This window comes from Shinella oryzae, from assembly GCF_023038235.1.
GTDB lineage: Bacteria > Pseudomonadota > Alphaproteobacteria > Rhizobiales > Rhizobiaceae > Shinella > Shinella sumterensis.
The window spans coordinates 444449-462609 of sequence record NZ_CP081988.1 but is presented as its reverse complement, the minus strand read 5'-3'; the positions used below and the strand labels follow the sequence as shown (position 1 = coordinate 462609).

Genomic DNA, 18161 nt, shown 5'->3' with positions numbered 1-18161 from the left:
TTCTGCTCCACGCGAGGCGGTCGATGCTACCCCTAATGTAGGGTATTACGGCCGCTTCGCCAGAGGGTGCTTCTCGGTACTTTCAGGGGCGGCGGCAGGTCAGAATGAAGCGGCGATACACGAGGGTTCGAAGCCGGTTGCGCAGATTGGCGTTCCGACGCTGCGCCCGCGCGATCGGTTCGTGCGAATGCAGAGCGACGTCGCGGAAGCCGGCGGATGCCAGCAAGGGCTCGATCATGGCGGGCCGCAGTCCGGCGCCGAAGGGCAGGGCGTTCATGATCGCGGCGTGGCGCTCGCTCATGGCGCCGTCGTAATTGGTATCGGGGCCGACGATGCGGTCGATGAGCGAGATGAGCAGGCTGGCCAGGCGCCCGGCGGGTTTCGGCGTTGCCCAGTCGCCGTCGAAGACGAGCAGCCGACCGCCTGGACGCAGGAGGCGGAACCATTCGCGGAAGGTTTCATCCGGCCGCGTCAGCGTCCAGACGAGGTGCCGGCAGATGATGGCGTCATAGGACTGATCGGCTTCAAGGGTGTTTTCGGCATCCGCCAGCAGGAAGCGAAGCCTGGTCTTGCCCGCATGCTTGGCGCGCGCGACCGCAAGCATGGCCTCGGAGAAGTCGAGGGCGGTGACGTCGTGGCCGAGGTCATGGATCAGGCGCGTCACCTCGCCGGTGCCGCAGGCAAGTTCGAGAACGCGTTTCGGGGCGGGCCCCAGCTGGTCCCGGATCGGCCGTTGCCAGGCGTCGGCCTCGGGACCTGCGGGAATCCTGTGACCGAAGGCGAGATCGAACGTCCCGGATCGTCTCGACCAATAGTCCCGTATTTCTTCCTTGAGATCGAAGTTCCGGCCGTCCATCCGTCAGCCCATCGCGTACTGGATATTGTAGCGGCCGTGCACGGCGGAGCGCTCGATATGCGCACGCACGCCGAACACCCGCGCGAAAAGGTCCTCGGTCAGCACCTCCTGCGGGGCGCCGGCGGCCACGACCTTGCCGTTCTGAAGGACGGCGAGACTGTCGCAGAACATCGCCGCGAGATTGAGATCGTGCAGGGCGATGATCGACGTGACGCCGAGCCGGGTGACGAGCGACAAGATTTCCAGCTGGTGCTGGATGTCGAGGTGGTTGGTCGGCTCGTCGAGCAGAAGTTCGCTCGGCGTCTGCGCCAGTGCCCGCGCGATGTGCACCCGCTGACGCTCGCCGCCTGAAAGTGTATGCCAGAACTGGTCCGCCCTATGGGTCATGTCCACCCGTGCTAGCGCGTCCTCGACGGCGAGGTCGTCATCCACGCCCCAGGGGGACAGCAGGCCGCGATGCGGTGTTCGCCCGAGCTGGACGACATCGCGCACCGTCAGCTGGGTATCGGTCGTCGCCTGCTGTTCCACGAAGGCGACGCGACGTGCGAGGTTTGCCCGCGGGATAGCGGCGATATCCTGCTCGGCAAGGCGTATGATGCCGCTGTCGACCTTGCGCAGGCGGCAGATCAGCCTGAGCAGGCTGGATTTTCCCGAACCGTTTGGCCCCAGAAGGCCGAGCACCTTGCCCTGCTCGACCGCCAGCGTGATGCCGTCGACGATGATGGTCTTACCGGCGGCATAGGTCACGTTCTCGACGGCGATACTCACACGCTTCTCCGGGCACGAAACAGGATGATGGCGAAGGCCGGCGCGCCGAACAGCGCGGTGACAACGCCGATGGGCAGGATCTGCTGCGGAATGATGATGCGCGAGACGATGTCGGCGAAAACCATAAAGATCGCCCCGCCCAGCGCCGTCGCCGGCAGGAGACGGTGGTGCGAAGGGCCGACGATGAAGCGCGCGGCATGCGGGATGACGAGCCCGACGAACCCGATGGAGCCGACCATGCTGACGACAGCGGCGGTCATCAGCGCCGTGATGCCGAACAGCACGACCTGGACGCGCCGCACGGCGATGCCGAGTGCGGCGGCGGCATCCGTGCCGAAGGCGAAGGCGTCCAGCGCGCGGGCGTGGAACAGGCAGGCGAGATATCCGGTAATGGCGACCGGCACGGAGAGATAGACGTCGGTCCAGCGCACGCCGCTCATCGAGCCGAGCAGCCAGAACAGCACGCCGCGCGCCTGTTCGGCATTGGCGGATGTGGTGACGATATAGGAGGTGAGTGCATTGAAGAGCTGCGAGCCGGCGACACCGCACAGAATGATGCGCTCGCTCGACCGGCCGGCACCGGCCGCAAGGACACCAACGAGCAGGAAGGCGACGATCGCGCCGATGAAGGCGCCGCCCGACAGCGTCAGCGCGCCGTAGCCGAGGCCGAGGATCATGACGCAAACAGCGCCCGTCGAGGCGCCCGCCGAGATGCCGAGCACATAGGGTTCGGCAAGCGGATTGCGCAGCATTGCCTGGAGCACGACGCCGCACAGGGCAAGCGACGCGCCGGCGCTTGCGGCAACGAGCGCGCGGCTGAGCCGGTAATCCCAGACGATACCCTGGTGAATGCGGTTGAGTTCGAAGGACGTGCCGAAGATCCGGTTCGACACCGCCCTGACCGTCGTGGACAGGGGAATGGCGATCTCGCCGATCGCGACGGCGAGGCTGATCATGATCGCGAGCAGGATGACGGCGACAACGGTGAGCGCTACGAGCGCCCACCAGCGATGGTGTCTGGATGCGGCAGCCCTCACTGCGACAGGCCGAAGGACTTGATGCCGGCAGCCAGCGTCTCGATACCGTCGATCGTACGGATCGTCGGGTTCATCGACTGGGCATCCATCATGACGAAGCGCTTGTTCTTCACCGCATCGAGTTCCTTGGTGACAGGGTCGTTCTCAAGGAAGTCGATCTTGGTCTGCGGGTCGTCGGCTGCATAGCGGCGGCGATCCATCGTTGCCAGCACGATGACGGCGGGATTTGCCTGTGAGATGGTTTCCCAGCCCACCAGCGGCCATTCTTCTTCGGTGGTGACGACGTTCTTCGCGCCGATCGTCTTGAGGATATAGGCCGGTGCGCTGTTCTTGCCGGCGATGAAGGCGTCGCCGCTCACCTCCTTGCTGGAGAACCAGAACACGACGGGAAGGTTCTTGCTGGCGGCGCCCTCGATGGAGGCGACGGCGTCGGTCTCGCGCTTCTTCAGGTCGGCGATCAGGGCGTCGCCGCGCTCCTTGATGTCGAAGATTTCGGAGAGTTCGGCGATTTCCTGATAGATCAGGTCCATCGTGAACAGCTCCTTGCGAACGCCGTCGCCGCCGTCGGTGTTGATCTTGGCGACGCAATCGGCCGGTGCGACGTAAGTGTTGATGCCGAGATCGGCGAATTGTTCGCGCTTGCCGACCGCGCCCTGCACGCCGACATGCCATTCGAATTCGGCGGCTACCAGGTCCGGTTCCTCGCCGACGACGGATTCGAAGCTAGGGTCGTTGTCGGCAAGCCGCTTGATCTTGCCGTTGGCCTCGGCATAGGCGGGCAGAACCGGGCCGACCCAGACGGCGGTGCCGGCGATCTTGTCGGCAAGGCCGAGCGAGAACAGGACCTCGGTCATGCCCTGGCCGATCGAGACGATCTTTTCGGGCGCTTTTGTAAAGGTGACCTGCTGGCCGCAATTGTTGATGGTGAGCGGATATTGGGTGGCGGCGAAGCCGGTACCGGCTAGGGCGGTCAGGCCGACGGCGAACGAAATGGTGGCGATGATCTGGCGCATGGAAACCTCGATTCCGGGAGAAGGCGAGCGCTGCGAAGCGCAGCGGGCGACGTGAGTGTCAGCTCGCGCGGAAAGCCCAATCGAGGCGGATGGATGCCGTCATATGGCGAAGGTTCAGGTCAGACATATCTGCTCCTTTCCAGGCATCCCCGCCCGGTTGATTGGATCGTGTTCGACGGCAGGTCTCCTGGCTCACGGATGTCTGTCGCTCATCTGCCTTCCCGCGGTGTTTCGCAGTGGCATGGCCGTTAAGGCCCGGGGATGGTCGACAATCCGCTTACAGTTGCGGGGGCAGCCACGGTCTTGGTCCCTTTTGGGTCGTCCGCACCGTGTTCCCTATTAATCCCTTCGGAGTCGTCCTCCGGGAACCGTCGCATTCCCCTTATGACGCGCCCCGATCCGCGTCAAGGCGCAGATGCTCGCTTGCGGAAGACACTGCCGCGTCTTCGTCGAAAACGGGACGTATGCAGGCCGCGATGGATGGCTTCGCCTGCTGCGCGAGCGTGCGTCGCATCGGCATCTTGCCCTTCAAGGCGATGCCATGCCATTAGAATAGCTTGATTTCTGGAGACGGATACATGGCGGAAAGCACGATGCTCGGGCGAGCGTGGAAATGTCTGGTAGTGGCGGCGTGCCTGTTCATGGCTAGCGCCGCCAGTGCCACGCCTGTTCTCGTCGTCGATCCCGACAGCCATCAGGTGCTGTACGAGGAAGATGCCGGCGTGCCGTGGTATCCGGCGTCGACGACCAAGCTGATGTCGGCTTTCGTGACGTTCGAAGCGCTGAAAGCGGGAGAGGTGACGCTGACGACGCCCGTGACCATGACGCGCAATGCGACCAAGCAGGCGTTCCTCGAATCCGGGCTGACCTTCGGCCGGGCGATGACGCTCGAGGATGCGCTTTTCGCCATGATCACCGCCTCTGCCAACGACGTCGCTGTCGCCGTCGCCGAAACGGTGGCGCCCAACGAGGCCGCCTTCGTCAAGCGCATGAATGACGCGGCGGCGCGTCTGGGGTTGACCGGCACCCATTTCGCCAACCCGAACGGTCTGTTCGATAAGACCAACTATACGACTGCACGGGACCTCGCGATCCTCGGCATGGAAGTCGACCGGCAGTTTCCCGAATACCGACGCTTCTTCCTGGCGTCGTCGGTCACCATCGACGGCAAGGAGATCAAGTCCAACAATCTGCTGCTGACCCGCTATCCGGGCACGACGGGGATGAAGACGGGCTTCCTGTGCGCATCCGGTCGCAATATCGTCGGGCTCGCCGCGCGAAACGGCAAGCGGGTGATGGTGGTCATTCTGGGCGCGACGACGGAGCGTGAGCGCAACGAACGCTCCGCCCAATACATGACCCAGGCCTTCGAGGGGCGGCTTTCCGGCGGCGCGCGCGTCGAGGACCTGGCGAACCGCAAGGATGTCGCACCGCAGGACATGCGCGTGCGCCTCTGCACCGACCAGAGCGCAGCCTACGAGGCAAGCCGCGACGCGCTCTACCCGATGGGGCTGCCCGGCCACGAGAGTTATCTGCAGGGCGAGACGAAAGGCGAGGTTCACACCATCAGCACATGGGCGGACGATACGGCCGTGGATGTGCCGATACCCGCCCGCCGGCCGTCTTAGTCCGGCGTCATGATGGCTCGGAGGCGCGCTCCAGCGTCTTCAGCATCGTCCGTTCCGCCAGGTTGAGGTAGGCGTCGAGCTGCGCGGCGGCCTCTTCGCGCTTGTTCTGTTCAAGCAGCGTCACGATCTCGCCGTTCATGTCCACGAAGGGCGCGTGCAGGTGCGCCGGGTCTTTCAGCAGCCCGAAGCAGAGCCGCAATTCCGCTGATATGCGTTCGTAGAATTCGCTGATGCGCGTGCTGTCTGCGAGATCGATGATCGCCGCGTGGAAGGTCATATTCGCGCTGCCGACGCCCGTCCAGTCACCGGCGTCGCGCCGCTCACGTCCTTCGGCGACCGCATCGCGCATTGCCCCGATGGCCGCATGCTGATGCCAGGCCTGGCGCAGGGCAGCACATTCCAGCATGCGCCGCACGCGGTATATGTCGATGACGGAGGCCATGGTCGGGACCGCGACGAAGACGCCGCGGTTGGCCTCATGGCGCAGAAGGCCGTCCTTGGTCAGCAGGCGGAACGCCTCGCGCAGCGAATTGCGCGACACGTCGAAGCGCTCGCTGAATGCTGCCTCGGACAGGCGCTGGCCGGGCGAAAGCTCTCCGGCGATCAGCAGCGCGCGGATACGCCGCGCCAGGCGGTCGGCAAGTGGCAGGCCCTGCCCATCCTCTGTCATTGTGTTTTTCCTCGCCCCATAATGCTCGTCGCTCTTCACTAGAGGAATGATTGTTGAACAATATTGATATTTTTGTTCTTTCATGTAAAGTCCTCCCTATCTGAAGGATAGCCATGGAGGGAACATGACGGCGATGGATCTCAACAGCGATCTCGGCGAGGGCTACGGCGCTTGGCGGATGGGTGATGACGCTGCGATGCTTGCCATCGTCTCCTCCGCCAATATCGCCTGCGGGTTCCACGCGGGCGATCCCGCCGGCATCTATCGCACGGTGAAGGCTGCCGCCGCGAATGGTGCGGTGGTCGGCGCCCATGTCTCCTACCCTGATCGCGTCGGATTCGGACGGCGCGATCTCGATATCACCACGGAAGACCTGACCGCCGACGTCATCTACCAGATCGGCGCGCTGAAGGGCATCGCGGCGGCGGCGGGAACGACGGTCCGCTACGTGAAACCGCACGGAGCGCTTTACAATCGCATTGCCTACGATGCCGGGCAGGGGCAGGCGGTGATCGATGGCATTCTTGCGGTCGATCCCTCGCTCATCCTGATGGGGCTCGCCAATGCCCCGATCCTCGATCTCGCCCGACGCACAGGCCTTTCCGTCGTTGCCGAGGCCTTTGCCGACCGGGCCTACACGCCGAAGGGCGAACTGGTCTCGCGTCGCGAAGCAGGTTCGGTCCTGCATGATGAGACCGTCATTGCAAACCGGATGGTGCAGCTTGCCCGCGGCGGAACGCTCCAGGCCATCGACGGCAGCACGATCCAGATCGAGGCGCAGTCGATCTGCGTGCACGGCGACAGCCCGGGCGCCGTTGCCATTGCGCGTGAAATCCGGCGTCGTTTCGAGGCGGAAGGTATCGCCATCCGTTCTTTTGCCGAACAGGCCTGAACGCCGTCCTCGCCGGGACTGTCCTGAAACATCGCCTTCGCGAGGCTCCGATGCGCGTTCTCCCCGTCAGCCTGACCACGGTCCTCGTCGAACTTGCCGATCTCGACGAGACGCTCGCACTCTTCGCGGCATTGCAGGCTGAGCCCATCGACGGCGTCGAGGAGATGGTGCCGGCCGCCCGTACGCTGATGATCCGTTTCCGGCCCGAGGTAATGTCTCCGGCGGCGCTTGCCGAACAGGTCGGCCGGCGCGATCTGTCGGCCCGCATCGAACCGTCCCGGCATCTGGTCGAGATCCCTGTGCACTATGATGGCGAAGACCTTGCCGATGTCGCGGAACTGACGGGCCTCAGCGTCGCGGAGGTCATCCGCCGGCACACCGGGAGCGAGTTCACCGTCGCCTTCTGCGGTTTCGCGCCGGGGTTCGGCTATCTTGTCGGCGGCGATCCGGCGCTGCATGTGCCGCGTCGCAAGAGCCCGCGCACCCGCGTTCCCGCCGGTTCCGTCGCGATTGCCGGCGCTTTCAGCGGCGTCTATCCGCAGGAGAGCCCAGGCGGCTGGCAGATCATCGGCAAGACACCCGTCAGAATGTGGGACATCGATCGCGAACCTGGTGCCCTGTTGCAGCCCGGATATCGCGTCCGGTTCCGCGATATGGATGCGGCCGGCAGGTCCATCGATGTTCCCGGGGCGCTCCCGCGCGCCGTACCGGTTGGACGTGCCGAGGGGTCGCAGTTCAGCGTGCTGGCCGCGCCGATCCCCGCTGTTTTCCAGGATCTCGGCCGCTTCGGCCAGACGGGGCAGGGCGTGTCCGCCTCCGGTGCGCTGGACCGTTCGGCCTTCAACGCCGTCAATCGCGTGATCGGCAATCCGGTGAACACGCCGGCACTGGAACTCACGCTCGGCGGCTTCAGTTTCGCCTGTAATGCGCGAGCGGTGATCGCGCTTGCCGGCGCAACCGTATCGGTGACCGTACGCGATCATGCGGGTACGAGCCGGGAACACCAAACCTATGCACCGATCGCGCTGGAGCCCGGCGATATCGTGACCATCGGTCACCCGCGCAGGGGCATGCGTACCTACCTGGCGGTCAGGGGCGGTTTCGAGGTGGCGCCGGTTCTGGGCAGCGCTGCGACCGATACGCTCGCCGTCGTTGGACCTCCCATTGTCACGGCCGGCTCCGTGCTGGCGCTGAAGCACGAGACAGCAGGGCTTTCGAGCGTCGCGCTCGACGAGGCTGCCGCCTTCGATCTGCCGGGTGCCGATGATGTCGTGACGCTCGATGTCGTGCTTGGGCCACGCACCGACTGGTTCACCCAACAGGGGTTGGAAACGCTGACGAACCAGCTCTGGCAGGTCACCCCGCAATCCAACCGCATCGGTATCCGCCTGGCCGGCGACGTGCCGCTGGAACGCAGGGATAGCGCCGAGCTGCCGAGCGAAGGCACGGCGACCGGTGCGATCCAGGTTCCGCATAGCGGCCAGCCGGTGCTGTTTCTCGCCGACCATCCGCTGACGGGCGGTTATCCGGTGATCGGGGCCGTCGCCGACTACCATCTCGATCTGGCAGGGCAGATCCCCGTCAATGCGAAGATCCGTTTCCGTCCGCTCGGCCCTTTCGCCGACATTGCCGCGACCCGTTAGGAGACATGCCGTGAAGAAAGTCCTGATCGCCAATCGCGGGGAAATCGCCGTCCGGATCGTGCGGGCCTGCCGCGATTACGGCCTGCAATCGGTCGCGGTCTACGCGGACCCGGACGCGGATGCGCTCTTCGTGCGCCAGGCCGACGAGGCTTACGGTCTCGATGGGGTGCGGCCGGCCGAAACCTATCTCGATATCGAAAAGCTGATCGCCATCGCCCGGCGTTCCGGGGTGGATGCCGTGCATCCCGGCTATGGCTTCCTCTCCGAGCGGGCCGAGTTCGCGCGCGCCGTGCTGAACGCGGGCCTCACCTGGATCGGCCCCGACCCTGAAGTCATCCAGGCGCTCGGCGACAAGGTCGAGGCGCGCCGGATCGCCGCTCAAGTCGGAGCGCCCCTCGTGGCCGGCAGCGATGGCCCGGTTTCGTCCCCTGCCGAGGTCCTTGCATTTGCAAAGCAGCATGGATTGCCTGTCGCCATCAAGGCGGCGCATGGTGGCGGCGGCAGAGGTCTCAAGGTCGCCTGGAAGATGGACGAGATCGCCGATCTCTACGAATCGGCGGTGCGCGAGGCAACGGCCGCTTTCGGCCGGGGCGAGTGTTTCCTCGAACGATTCCTCGACCGCCCGCGCCATGTCGAGGCGCAGGTCATTGCCGACAGGCATGGCAATGTGGTGGTGCTCGGCACCCGCGACTGCTCGCTGCAACGGCGAAACCAGAAGCTCGTGGAGGAAGCACCGGCCCCTTTCCTGACGTCACAACAGCGCGAAACGATCCATGCGGCGGCGAAGGCGATCTGCGCTGCGGCCGGTTACACCGGCGCCGGGACGGTGGAGTTCCTGCTCGGCGTGGACGGCACCATCTCGTTTCTCGAGGTGAACACCCGCCTCCAGGTCGAGCACCCCGTCACGGAAGAAACGACCGGCATCGATCTCGTCGTCGAACAGTTCCGCATTGCAGATGGCGAGCGCCTGTCCGTCCTTGAAACGCCTGCGCCGCGCGGCCACGCCATCGAGTTCCGCATCAATGCCGAGGATCCCGGTCGTGGCTTCCTGCCGACGCCGGGCACGATCACCGTCTTCGAGCCGCCGTCGGGCCCCGGCGTGCGGCTAGACAGCGGCGTGGCGAATGGCGCCTCCATCCCCGGCGTCTTCGATTCCCTCATGGCCAAGCTGGTGGTGACGGGTTCCACGCGCGAGGAGGCGTTGCGCCGCGCGCGCCGCGCTTTGCGGGAGTTCCGCATCGAGGGCGTCGCCACCATCCTGCCGTTCCACCGCGCGGCCATCGAAACCGCGGATTTCATGGGCACGGAAGGCTTCAAGGTCCACACGCGCTGGATCGAGACGGATTTCGCGGCCATGCCGGAGGCCGCCGCGCGGCCTGAACCGGCCGCCGACCCGGCGCTGATCCGTACCCATGTGGAAATCGACGGCCGACGCGTCGCGCTGGCCTTTCCGGCCATGCTGGTTGCCGGTCTGGGAGGGGCGGGACGAGGCCCGACATCAGCTGCCAAATCAAAGCCGGCCGAAGACGCGATCATTGCGCCGGTCTCCGGCACCCTCCAGGCCTTCCGGGTGGCAGACGGTGCGGAGGTGGCGGAAGGGGACCTTGTCGCCGTGATGGAGGCCATGAAGATGGAAACGCAGGTCTTCGCGGCCCGCGCCGGTCGTCTGCGCCGGCGGGTGGAGGAGGGCGGCTATGTCAATGCCGGCGAGACACTGCTGATCTACGAGCCATGACGACACGCCCCAAATGACTCATTGACCGGAGGAACACGGGCCTGCCTAAATGCGCGCGCGGAGCGCTGCGAAATTGCATTGCCGCTGTCCGCACAGAATGGCGTCGAGTGAAGGAAATCGGCAGATGCGCAATGTGACGGTCGCGGCCACCCAGATGGCCTGTATCTGGGACGAGAAGGCCAATATCGAGCGGGCTGAGCAGCTTGTCCGTGACGCGAAGGACAAAGGCGCCGACCTCGTGCTCATCCAGGAGCTCTTTGCCGCGCCCTATTTCTGCCAGGACCAGATCCACGATTTCTTTTCGCTGGCGCAGCCCTTCGAGGGCAATACGCTGATCGCGCATTTTGCCAAGCTTGCCGCCGAACTCGGCGTCGTGCTGCCGATCAGTTACTTCGAGCGTGCCGGCCAATCCCATTTCAACAGTGTGGCCATTATCGACGCCGATGGCAGCGTCCTCGGCAACTATCGCAAAAGCCACATTCCGGACGGGCCCGGCTATACCGAGAAGTTCTATTTCTCGCCGGGGGATACCGGTTTCAAGGTGTGGAATACACGCGTCGGTCGCATTGGCGTCGGCATCTGCTGGGATCAGTGGTTCCCTGAATCCGCACGCTCCATGGCCCTGCAGGGCGCGGAAATCCTGCTTTACCCGACGGCCATCGGCTCCGAGCCCCACGATCCGATGCTGGATTCCAGTGCGCACTGGCAGCGTGTGATGCAGGGACACGCCGGCGCCAACCTCATGCCGCTCATTGCCTCGAACCGCATCGGCACGGAAGAAGGCCGTCACGGCACAAAGATCACCTTCTACGGCTCGTCCTTCATCGCTGACGCCACGGGCGCGAAGGTCGCCGAGGCGGATCGGGAGACGGAAACGGTGCTGACCGCCACATTCGATCTCGACGCCATCGATCATCAGCGCCGATCCTGGGGCGTGTTCCGCGACAGGCGGCCGGAGCTTTACAGGCATCTGGCGACACTGGACGGCCATGCGGTCTCGTAACGTCGACCGCCAAGAGGAGATGACAAAGAGCCGGACGAGACGTCCGGCTCTTTTCGTATGCCTAAAGCTCAGACTTCCAGATAGGAAGAGATGAAGGCCGCGATATCATTCTGCTGGCCGCCCGTTTCAACCGCGGTCTCGGGCTGGGGCTGCATATCCTGCGGCGCGCCGGTGTCTTCCGCAGCGGTGCGGAAGCTAGAGGGCGAGGCGCCCGGCCCGCGCGGCAGCGCGTCGATCTGCGACTGGCTCATTGCGGCGAGCTGGCCGGGGGTGAAGGCATTCGCCTGCTCCGGCGTCAGCCCGGCAAGCGCCGCCGTGCTCAGACCCGAGATGGCGTTGGTCCCCAGCGCGACGATGTTGTCGATGGGGAAGGCCGCGAGGGCTGCCGGGCCAAGTGCTGCCGTCTGCGTGGCGGTCAGCGCGCCGGCCTGCTCCGTCGAGAGGGTCGAGACCTGGCTGGTGCTCATGGCGCCCATCTGGCCGTAGGTGAGGGCGGCGATCTGCTCCTTGCGCAAGGCTGCCACGCTTTCGGTCGACAGCGCGCCGATGACGGCGGTCGTCAGGCCCCTTATCGCCGACGAACTCATCGACGCCAGCTCCTCCGTGGAGATGGTTTCCATATGCGCGGGCGTCAGGCCGGCCGTGCCGGGCGAGCTGAGGGCTGCGATCTGCGCTGCCGACAAGGCCTCGACCTGTTGCGTCGAGAGCGCGGCGACCTGCGCGCTGCTGAGGCCGGAAATGGCGCCTGTGCTCAATGCGGCGATTTCGGCGGTCTCCAGCGTCGCCAGGTATGAGGACGGCAGGCCCTTGATGGCCGCCGATCCGATGGCGGCGAGCTTGTCCGTCGAAAGCGTATCGAGGGCCGCACTCGACAGGCCGCCGAGTGCGGCGGAACCGAGCGCCGCAATCTGGCTGGCGGACAGGGCTTCGGCCTGTTCGAAGCTCAGGCCTGCGGCCTGCGGGCCAGTGAGCCCGGCAAGACCGGCAGGGCTGATGGCGGCAAGCTGGCCGGGGGTAAGTGCCGCGATATCGGCCGCGCCGAGGGCTGCGATCTGCTTGGAGCCGAGGGACGCGATCTGCTGGGTGGAGAGCCCGGTGATCTGCGTCGAGCCGAGCGCGGCGATCTGGCTTGTGGACAGGCCACCGATGCCGGCGGGGCTGATCGCCGAAATCTGTTCGGGCGAGAAACCGGCGATGATGGCCACCGCCAGGCCCGCAATGGCCGCCGAGCCGATGGCGGCGATTTCCGCCGTGGTGAACAAGGCGATGTCGGCGGCATCGAGGACGGCGACCTGCTTGGAGGAGAGCGCACCGATCTGTGTGGCGGTCAGGGCCTCGATCTGCTCCTCGGTGAGGGCGTTGATCTGCGCGCTCGACAGACCGGAGATGCCGGCCGTGCTGAGAGCGGCGATCTGGGCTGTGGTCAGCGTCGCCAGCGTGGCGGTCGACAGGCCGAGGACGGCCCGCGAGCCGAGCGCGGCGATATCGGCCGTCGAGAAAAGCGAGAGATCGTCAGCACTGAAGGCCGCGATCTGCTGTGAGGTCAGCGCACCGACCTGTGTCGGCGTCAGCGCCTCGGCCTGCCCGGTCGAGAGCGCGCCGATCTGTGCGGTGCTGAGGGCGGCGACGGCGGCCGTGCTGAGAGCGGCGATCTGTGCAGGCGAAAGCGCGGCAATGCCCGCCGTGCCGAAGGCCGCAATCTGCGTGGAGCCGAGCGCGGCGAGCTGAAGATTTGTCAGCGCTTCGAACTGGCTGGCGCTGAGCGAAGACACCTGCGCGGCAGTAAGGCCTGCCGCGTTGAGGGCGGCGATATGGCCTGCCGGAAGGGCCGCGATAACGGCCGTCGGCAACCCGGCGACAGCCCATGAGCCGATAGAAGCGATCTCGGCCGTCGTGAAGGTGCCGATATTTTCGGGGCTGAAGGCGGAGATCTGGGCAGATCCGAGCGCCGCGATCTGCGCGCTGGTGAGCGCCTCGGCCTGCGCGCTGGAGAGGCCGGCGATCTGCGCCGCGGTGAGGCCGGGGATCGCGCCGGCGCTGAGCGCGGCGATCTGCGCAGATGAGAAGCCCGCGAGGTTCTGCGGCGTCAGTGCCGCGATCTGCCGGGAGCCGAGAGCACCGATCTGCGCCGTTGTCAGGGCTTCGAGCTGCGCGAGGCTGAGGGCTCCGATCTGCGCGCTGGTCATTCCCGAAAGCCCGGCGGGGCCAAGGGCTGCGATCTGGCCCGTCGAGAGCGACGCCAGCATGCCCGTCGACAGGCCGGCCATGGCGGTGGAACTAATGGCCGCCATGTCGGCCAGCGAGAAGGTGTCGAGCTGTTCGGCACTCAGCGCCGCGATCTGGCGGGAGGTGAAGGCTGCGATCTGCGCCGGCGCCAACGCTTCGGCCTGGGCCGTCGAAAGTGCGGCGACCTGTTCGGTCGAAAGGCCCGCAATGGCAGCAGTGCCAAGGGCGGCAATCTGCGCGGGCGTCAGCGACGCGATATACTCCGGCCCGAGCGAGGCGATCTGGCGCGCATCGAGGATGCGCACCTGGTCCGGCCGCAGCGCGTCGAGCTGCGCGCTGGTCAAGGCCGCGATCTGGCGCGGCTGCAGCCCGCTGATCGCCGCCGTGCTCAGCGCCGCGATATGGGCCGTCGAAAGCGAGGCGATGGTGTCGCTTGAAAGGCCGCCGACGGCCGTTGCGCCGATCGCAGCGATCTCGCGCGTCGTGAAGGTGGCGATCTTGTCCGTCGTGAAGGCGGCAAGCTGCGTGGAGGACAGGCTGCCGATCTGGGTGGTGGAAAGCGCCTCCGCCTGCGCCAGGCTCAGCGCGGAAATCTGCCTCGTCGTCATGCCGCTGATGCCGGCCGTGCTGAGGCCTGCGATCTGCGCCGTCGAAAGCGCGCCGAGCGCGTCCGTCGAAAGGCCGGCCATCGCGCCCGCGCTGATCGCGCCCATTTCCTGGACGGAGAAGGTGGCGATGTCGTCAGGGCCGAGCGCGGCGATCTGCGCCGAGCTCATCGCGGCAATCTGCGTGCGGCTCAGTGCCTGTACCTGCGCGCTGCTCAGGGCGTCGATCTGGCGTGTGCTGAGCGCGCCGACGGCTGCGGGGCTGAGCGCGGCGATCTGTGCCGTCGAAAGCGAGGCAAGGGTTGCGGTGGTTAGGCCGGCGATGGCGCCCGCCGTGATCATCGAGATGTCCTTCGTGGAGAAGGCGGCGATGCTGTCGGTGCCGAACTGCGCGATCTGTTCGGAGCTCAGCGTTCCCACCTGCGCGCTCGTCAGGGCCTCCGCCTGGGCGGTGTTCAGCACGGCGAGCTGCTGGGTCGTGAAACCGGAGATGCTGCCGGCATTGAGACCGGCAATCTGCGCCGTGGTTAGCGCTGCGATCTTGGCGGTGCTGAAGGCCGGGATCTGCGTCGAGGTCAGGCCCGCCATCTGCTTGGCGGTGAGCGCTGCGATCTGCCCGGCGCCGAGCGCATTGATCTGGGCCGACGTCAGGCCGGAAATGCCGCCCGCGCTGATGGCGGCGATCTGCGCCGTCGTCAGGTTGGCCAGGTTGTCGCTGCCCAGTGCCGCGACCTGGCTCGAAGACAGCGAACCGATCTGGGCTGGCGTCAGCGCGGCCAACTGGCCCGATTGCAGGGCGGAAATCTGGTCGGTCGCGAGACCCGCGATGGCGGCGGCGCTGAGGCTGGCGATCTGGGCGGGGGTGAGGGCCGATACATTGCTGCCGAGCGCGCCCAGCTGTGCGGAGGTCAGCGCCTTGACCTGACTGGAGGACAGCAGGCCGATCTGCTGGGATGTCAGGGCCTCCACCTGGACGCTGGTGAGGCTCGCGACGGCGCTGGTGGTGAGCGCGGCGAGCTGGGCCGAAGACAGGCCCGCCAGGAGATCCGTGCCGAGCCCCTTGAGAGCGCTGCCGCCGATCGCCGTTATCTGCGCGGGCGTCAGAGCCTGGAGATCCTGGAGTTCGAGTGCTGCGATCTGTGCGGAGGTGAGCCCGCCGATCTGCGTCGTTGTGAGCGCGCCGATCTGGGCCGTCGACAGGGCTTCGACCTGCTCGGCGGTGAGGCCTGAAAGCGCCGAGCGGCTGAGAGCCACCGTCTGCTGGGTGGTGAGGCCGGCCAGCGCGCCGGCCGTCAGGCCTGAGATGGCCTTGTTGCTGATTGCCGCGATATCGGCGGTCGAGAACGTTGCGAGTTCCTCGGGCCCGAGCGCGGCGAGTTGGGCGGAGTTCAGGACGCGGATCTGGGTCGGCGTGAGCGCCTCGACCTGCGCGGTCGTCATGGCCTCGATCTGCTCGGGCTTGAGGCTGGCGATGATGCCCGTGCCGAGGACGGCGACCTGCGCGGGTGTCAGCCCGGCAAAGAAGCCTTCGCTGGCGGCGCTGATCTGCGCGGGAAGCAGGGCGGCGATCTGTGCGGTGGTGAGGGCGGCGAGTTGGCTGGATGTCAGTTCGGCGAAGGCAGAGCTGGACAGTCCAGGTATCGCCTTCGCGTTGATCGCCGCGATGTCGTCGGTCGAGAAGGTTGCGATGCCGGCCGAACCGAGTGCGGTCAGCTGTTTGGCACTGAGCGCACGAACCTGGGTCGGCGTGAGCGCCTCGAGCTGGCCCGGGCTGAGGGCCGCGATCTGTTGCGTGGTCAACCCGGCAATGACACCCGAGCTGAGCGAGGCGATCTGGTCCGTCGACAGGGCCGCGAGCGCTGACGTGGACAGACCAGCCACCGCCTTGCCGTTGATGGCGCCGAACTGGGCCGGCGAAAGTTCGAGCAGCGCACTGGACGAAATCGCGGAGATCTGCCCTGCATTGAGGCCGGCAATCTGTCCGGTTGAGAGCGCCAGCAGCTGTTCGCTCGTGACGCCGCGCATCTGCGCCGTGGTCAGGCTGGCGAGGGTCGCCGTGCTGAGCGCGGCGATGTGGCCGGCCGGCAGACCGGCGATCGCGGCGCTGCTGATGCCGGTGATCGCCTTGTTGGTGATGGCGGCCATGTCTTCGGCAGAGAAGGTCGACAGCGCTTCGGCACTGAGCGCCGCGAGCTGCTGCGCGGTCATGAAGCGGACCTGGGCTGGCGAAAGAACCTCGACATCGAGCACGGCGACCTGGGCAGGCTTCAGCGCGCCGATCTGCGCGCCCGTCATGGCCGCGATCTGGGCGCTGTCGAGAGCTGCGAGCGTCTCCGTGCTCAGGCTTCCGATGGCATTGGTCGGAATGGCCGCGATCTTGGCGGGAGAGAAGGCGGCAATGGCTTCGGGCGAAAGTGCGCCAACCTGGGTCGGCGTCATCGCCTTCACCTGGGCGGGCGTGAGAGCCGCTGCCTGTTCCGGCAAAAGGGCCGCGATCTGCTGTGCGGTCAGGCCGGCGATGGCCTTCGGGCTGAGGGCGGCGATCTGCGCCGGCGTCAGGCCTTCGATGGCATCCGTGCTGAGACCGCCGATGGCGTTGCCGGCGATGGCCGCGATATCCTCCAGCGAGAAGGCGGCGATGGAGAAGCGGTCGAACGCGCCGATCTGGTTCGCCGCGAAGAGCTTGATCTGGCCGGGCGTAAAGGCCGCGGCCTGGTCGCTATCGAGCTCGGCGATCTGATCCGTCGTCAGTCCCTTGACGCCTGCCGGGCTTATGGCGGTTATCTGGGCGGGCGTGAACCAGCGCAGGCCTTGCGCGCCGAGGGCCGTGATCTGTTTTGCGTCGAGCGCACTGATCTGGCTTGCGCTCAGCGATTCCACGAGCGTCGCGACTTCGCCGTCCAGCCCTGCGATTGCGGTCGTGCTGATACCCTTGATCGCCTGGTTCGACAGGGCGGCGATGCTTTCGCTCGACAGTGCCGCAAGGCTTTCGGCCGAGAAGGCGCCGAGGTGGGTTGCGGTCAGGGCGCGGGCCTGCGCGGGCGTGAACTCGCCGATCTGATCGGGTGTGAGTGCCGCGGCCTGGGCGGCCGTCATGCCTGCAATGGTTTTCGGGTCGAGGGCCGCGATCTGCTCGCCATCCAGCGCGGCGATCATGTCCGGGCTCAAGCCGGCAATCGATTTGGCCGAGATCGCGGCCATATCGGCGGGAGAGAAGGTGACGATGCCGTCCGGGCCGATGGCGGCGAGCTGCTGGGCCGTGAGCGCCCGCACCTGCGCCGGCGTGAAGGCCTCGATCCGGTCGGTGTCCAGAAGCTTGATCTGTGCGGTCGTCAGGCCGCCGATCGCGCCGGTGTTGAGCGCGGCGATCTGTTCGGCGGAGAATGCCTGGATAGCGTCCGGGCCGAGTGCTGCGATCTGGGCGGGCTTCAGAAGGGCGACCTGCTCGATGGAAAGCGCCTCGCTCTGCTCCGCAGTGAGCGCCGCGGCCTGCGCGGATGTGAGCCCTGCCAGCGAAAGCGGCGCAAGCGATGCGATCTGGTCGGTGGAGAGCGCGGCGATTGCCGCGGGGCTGAGCCCCTGAACCGACTTGTAGCTGATCGCCGCCATGTCCTCCTCGGAGAAGGTCGCGACTTCCTCGGGACCGAGCGCGGCGAGCTGCGCGGCGCTCAGCATATTGATCTGGCCGGGCGTCAGGGCCTCGGCCTGATCGCTCGTCAAGGCACCGAGCTGGGCTGTCGACAGCGCGCCCACTTGTCCGGTGGTCAGGCTTTCGATCGCGAATTTCTCGAGGACGCCGATATGTTCCAGCGACAGGCCGAGAATGGCGCCGCGCGAGATCGCGCTGATGCGCGCGCCCAGCACGCCGATGTCTTCCGCTTCCAGCGCGGCGACTTGCGCGGAGGAAAGCGCACCCAGCTGGCCAGTCGAAAGCGAGGCCACGTCTTCCGTCGTCCACTCCCGGATCACCTCCGGCTTCAGCTGCCGGATCTGGTTGATGGTGAGCGATGAAACGACCGACGTCATGAGCAAAACCCTGAAAATAATAGCGAAAAGAACGCGCGATTCCACAACTAGGCAGGCTT

General features: G+C 66.3%; 11 protein-coding genes and 1 riboswitch. Of the genes, 5 read left to right on the top strand and 6 right to left on the bottom strand.

Features of this window, described 5'->3' with window-relative positions; all coding sequences use genetic code 11:
- Positions 1 to 82: 82 nt before the first annotated feature.
- The 4 genes from K6301_RS18300 to K6301_RS18285 are packed head-to-tail and all read right to left on the bottom strand — an operon-like array spanning position 83 to position 3674.
- Positions 83 to 856, bottom strand: a complete 774-nt coding sequence (locus tag K6301_RS18300; RefSeq protein WP_247221968.1) for a class I SAM-dependent methyltransferase — start codon at positions 854 to 856, stop codon at positions 83 to 85.
- Between the two features lie 3 nt (positions 857 to 859).
- Positions 860 to 1624, bottom strand: coding sequence for an ABC transporter ATP-binding protein (locus K6301_RS18295; protein WP_247221967.1), 765 nt, complete (start codon positions 1622 to 1624; stop codon positions 860 to 862).
- Complete coding sequence (locus K6301_RS18290; RefSeq protein ID WP_247221966.1) at positions 1621 to 2661, bottom strand: FecCD family ABC transporter permease; 1041 nt, start codon at positions 2659 to 2661, stop codon at positions 1621 to 1623. Before K6301_RS18290 ends, K6301_RS18295 begins: the two co-directional genes overlap by 4 nt.
- Positions 2658 to 3674, bottom strand: a complete 1017-nt coding sequence (locus K6301_RS18285; RefSeq protein ID WP_247221965.1) for an ABC transporter substrate-binding protein — start codon at positions 3672 to 3674, stop codon at positions 2658 to 2660. Before K6301_RS18285 ends, K6301_RS18290 begins: the two co-directional genes overlap by 4 nt.
- Positions 3675 to 3834: 160 nt before the next feature.
- A riboswitch (cobalamin riboswitch) is annotated at positions 3835 to 4062 on the bottom strand.
- Between the two features lie 190 nt (positions 4063 to 4252).
- Between K6301_RS18285 and K6301_RS18280 the strand changes: the two genes are divergently transcribed.
- Complete coding sequence (locus K6301_RS18280; RefSeq protein WP_247221964.1) at positions 4253 to 5302, top strand: D-alanyl-D-alanine carboxypeptidase family protein; 1050 nt, start codon at positions 4253 to 4255, stop codon at positions 5300 to 5302.
- A 7-nt stretch (positions 5303 to 5309) separates the two neighbouring features.
- On the opposite strand, the gene K6301_RS18275 is transcribed toward K6301_RS18280, so the two are convergent.
- Positions 5310 to 5972, bottom strand: a complete 663-nt coding sequence (locus K6301_RS18275) for a GntR family transcriptional regulator (protein WP_134648743.1) — start codon at positions 5970 to 5972, stop codon at positions 5310 to 5312.
- A gap of 124 nt (positions 5973 to 6096) precedes the next feature.
- Between K6301_RS18275 and K6301_RS18270 the strand changes: the two genes are divergently transcribed.
- From K6301_RS18270 to aguB, 4 genes are all read left to right on the top strand, one after another.
- Positions 6097 to 6864, top strand: a complete 768-nt coding sequence (locus tag K6301_RS18270) for a LamB/YcsF family protein (RefSeq protein WP_247221963.1) — start codon at positions 6097 to 6099, stop codon at positions 6862 to 6864.
- A 50-nt stretch (positions 6865 to 6914) separates the two neighbouring features.
- Positions 6915 to 8507, top strand: coding sequence for a 5-oxoprolinase subunit B/C family protein (locus K6301_RS18265; RefSeq protein ID WP_247221962.1), 1593 nt, complete (start codon positions 6915 to 6917; stop codon positions 8505 to 8507).
- Positions 8508 to 8517: 10 nt separating this feature from the next.
- A complete protein-coding gene (locus K6301_RS18260; protein ID WP_247221961.1) occupies positions 8518 to 10242 on the top strand; it encodes an acetyl/propionyl/methylcrotonyl-CoA carboxylase subunit alpha in 1725 nt (574 codons plus the stop codon).
- Between the two features lie 124 nt (positions 10243 to 10366).
- Complete coding sequence (gene aguB, locus K6301_RS18255) at positions 10367 to 11245, top strand: N-carbamoylputrescine amidase (RefSeq protein ID WP_247221959.1); 879 nt, start codon at positions 10367 to 10369, stop codon at positions 11243 to 11245.
- Between the two features lie 68 nt (positions 11246 to 11313).
- On the opposite strand, the gene K6301_RS18250 is transcribed toward aguB, so the two are convergent.
- Positions 11314 to 18102 (bottom strand): beta strand repeat-containing protein, encoded by a 6789-nt coding sequence (locus K6301_RS18250; RefSeq protein WP_247221958.1) that lies wholly within the window; start codon positions 18100 to 18102, stop codon positions 11314 to 11316.
- Positions 18103 to 18161 lie beyond the last annotated feature (59 nt).

What these genes read in the sequence shown, in the direction of transcription:
- K6301_RS18300 (WP_247221968.1), bottom strand. Translation starts at nt 856, where the DNA reads ATGGACGGCCGGAACTTCGATCTCAAGGAAGAAATACGGGACTATTGG.
- K6301_RS18285 (WP_247221965.1), bottom strand. Translation starts at nt 3,674, where the DNA reads ATGCGCCAGATCATCGCCACCATTTCGTTCGCCGTCGGCCTGACCGCC.
- K6301_RS18280 (WP_247221964.1), top strand. Translation starts at nt 4,253, where the DNA reads ATGGCGGAAAGCACGATGCTCGGGCGAGCGTGGAAATGTCTGGTAGTG.
- K6301_RS18275 (WP_134648743.1), bottom strand. Translation starts at nt 5,972, where the DNA reads ATGACAGAGGATGGGCAGGGCCTGCCACTTGCCGACCGCCTGGCGCGG.
- K6301_RS18270 (WP_247221963.1), top strand. Translation starts at nt 6,097, where the DNA reads ATGACGGCGATGGATCTCAACAGCGATCTCGGCGAGGGCTACGGCGCT.
- K6301_RS18265 (WP_247221962.1), top strand. Translation starts at nt 6,915, where the DNA reads ATGCGCGTTCTCCCCGTCAGCCTGACCACGGTCCTCGTCGAACTTGCC.
- aguB (WP_247221959.1), top strand. Translation starts at nt 10,367, where the DNA reads ATGCGCAATGTGACGGTCGCGGCCACCCAGATGGCCTGTATCTGGGAC.
- K6301_RS18250 (WP_247221958.1), bottom strand. Translation starts at nt 18,102, where the DNA reads ATGACGTCGGTCGTTTCATCGCTCACCATCAACCAGATCCGGCAGCTG.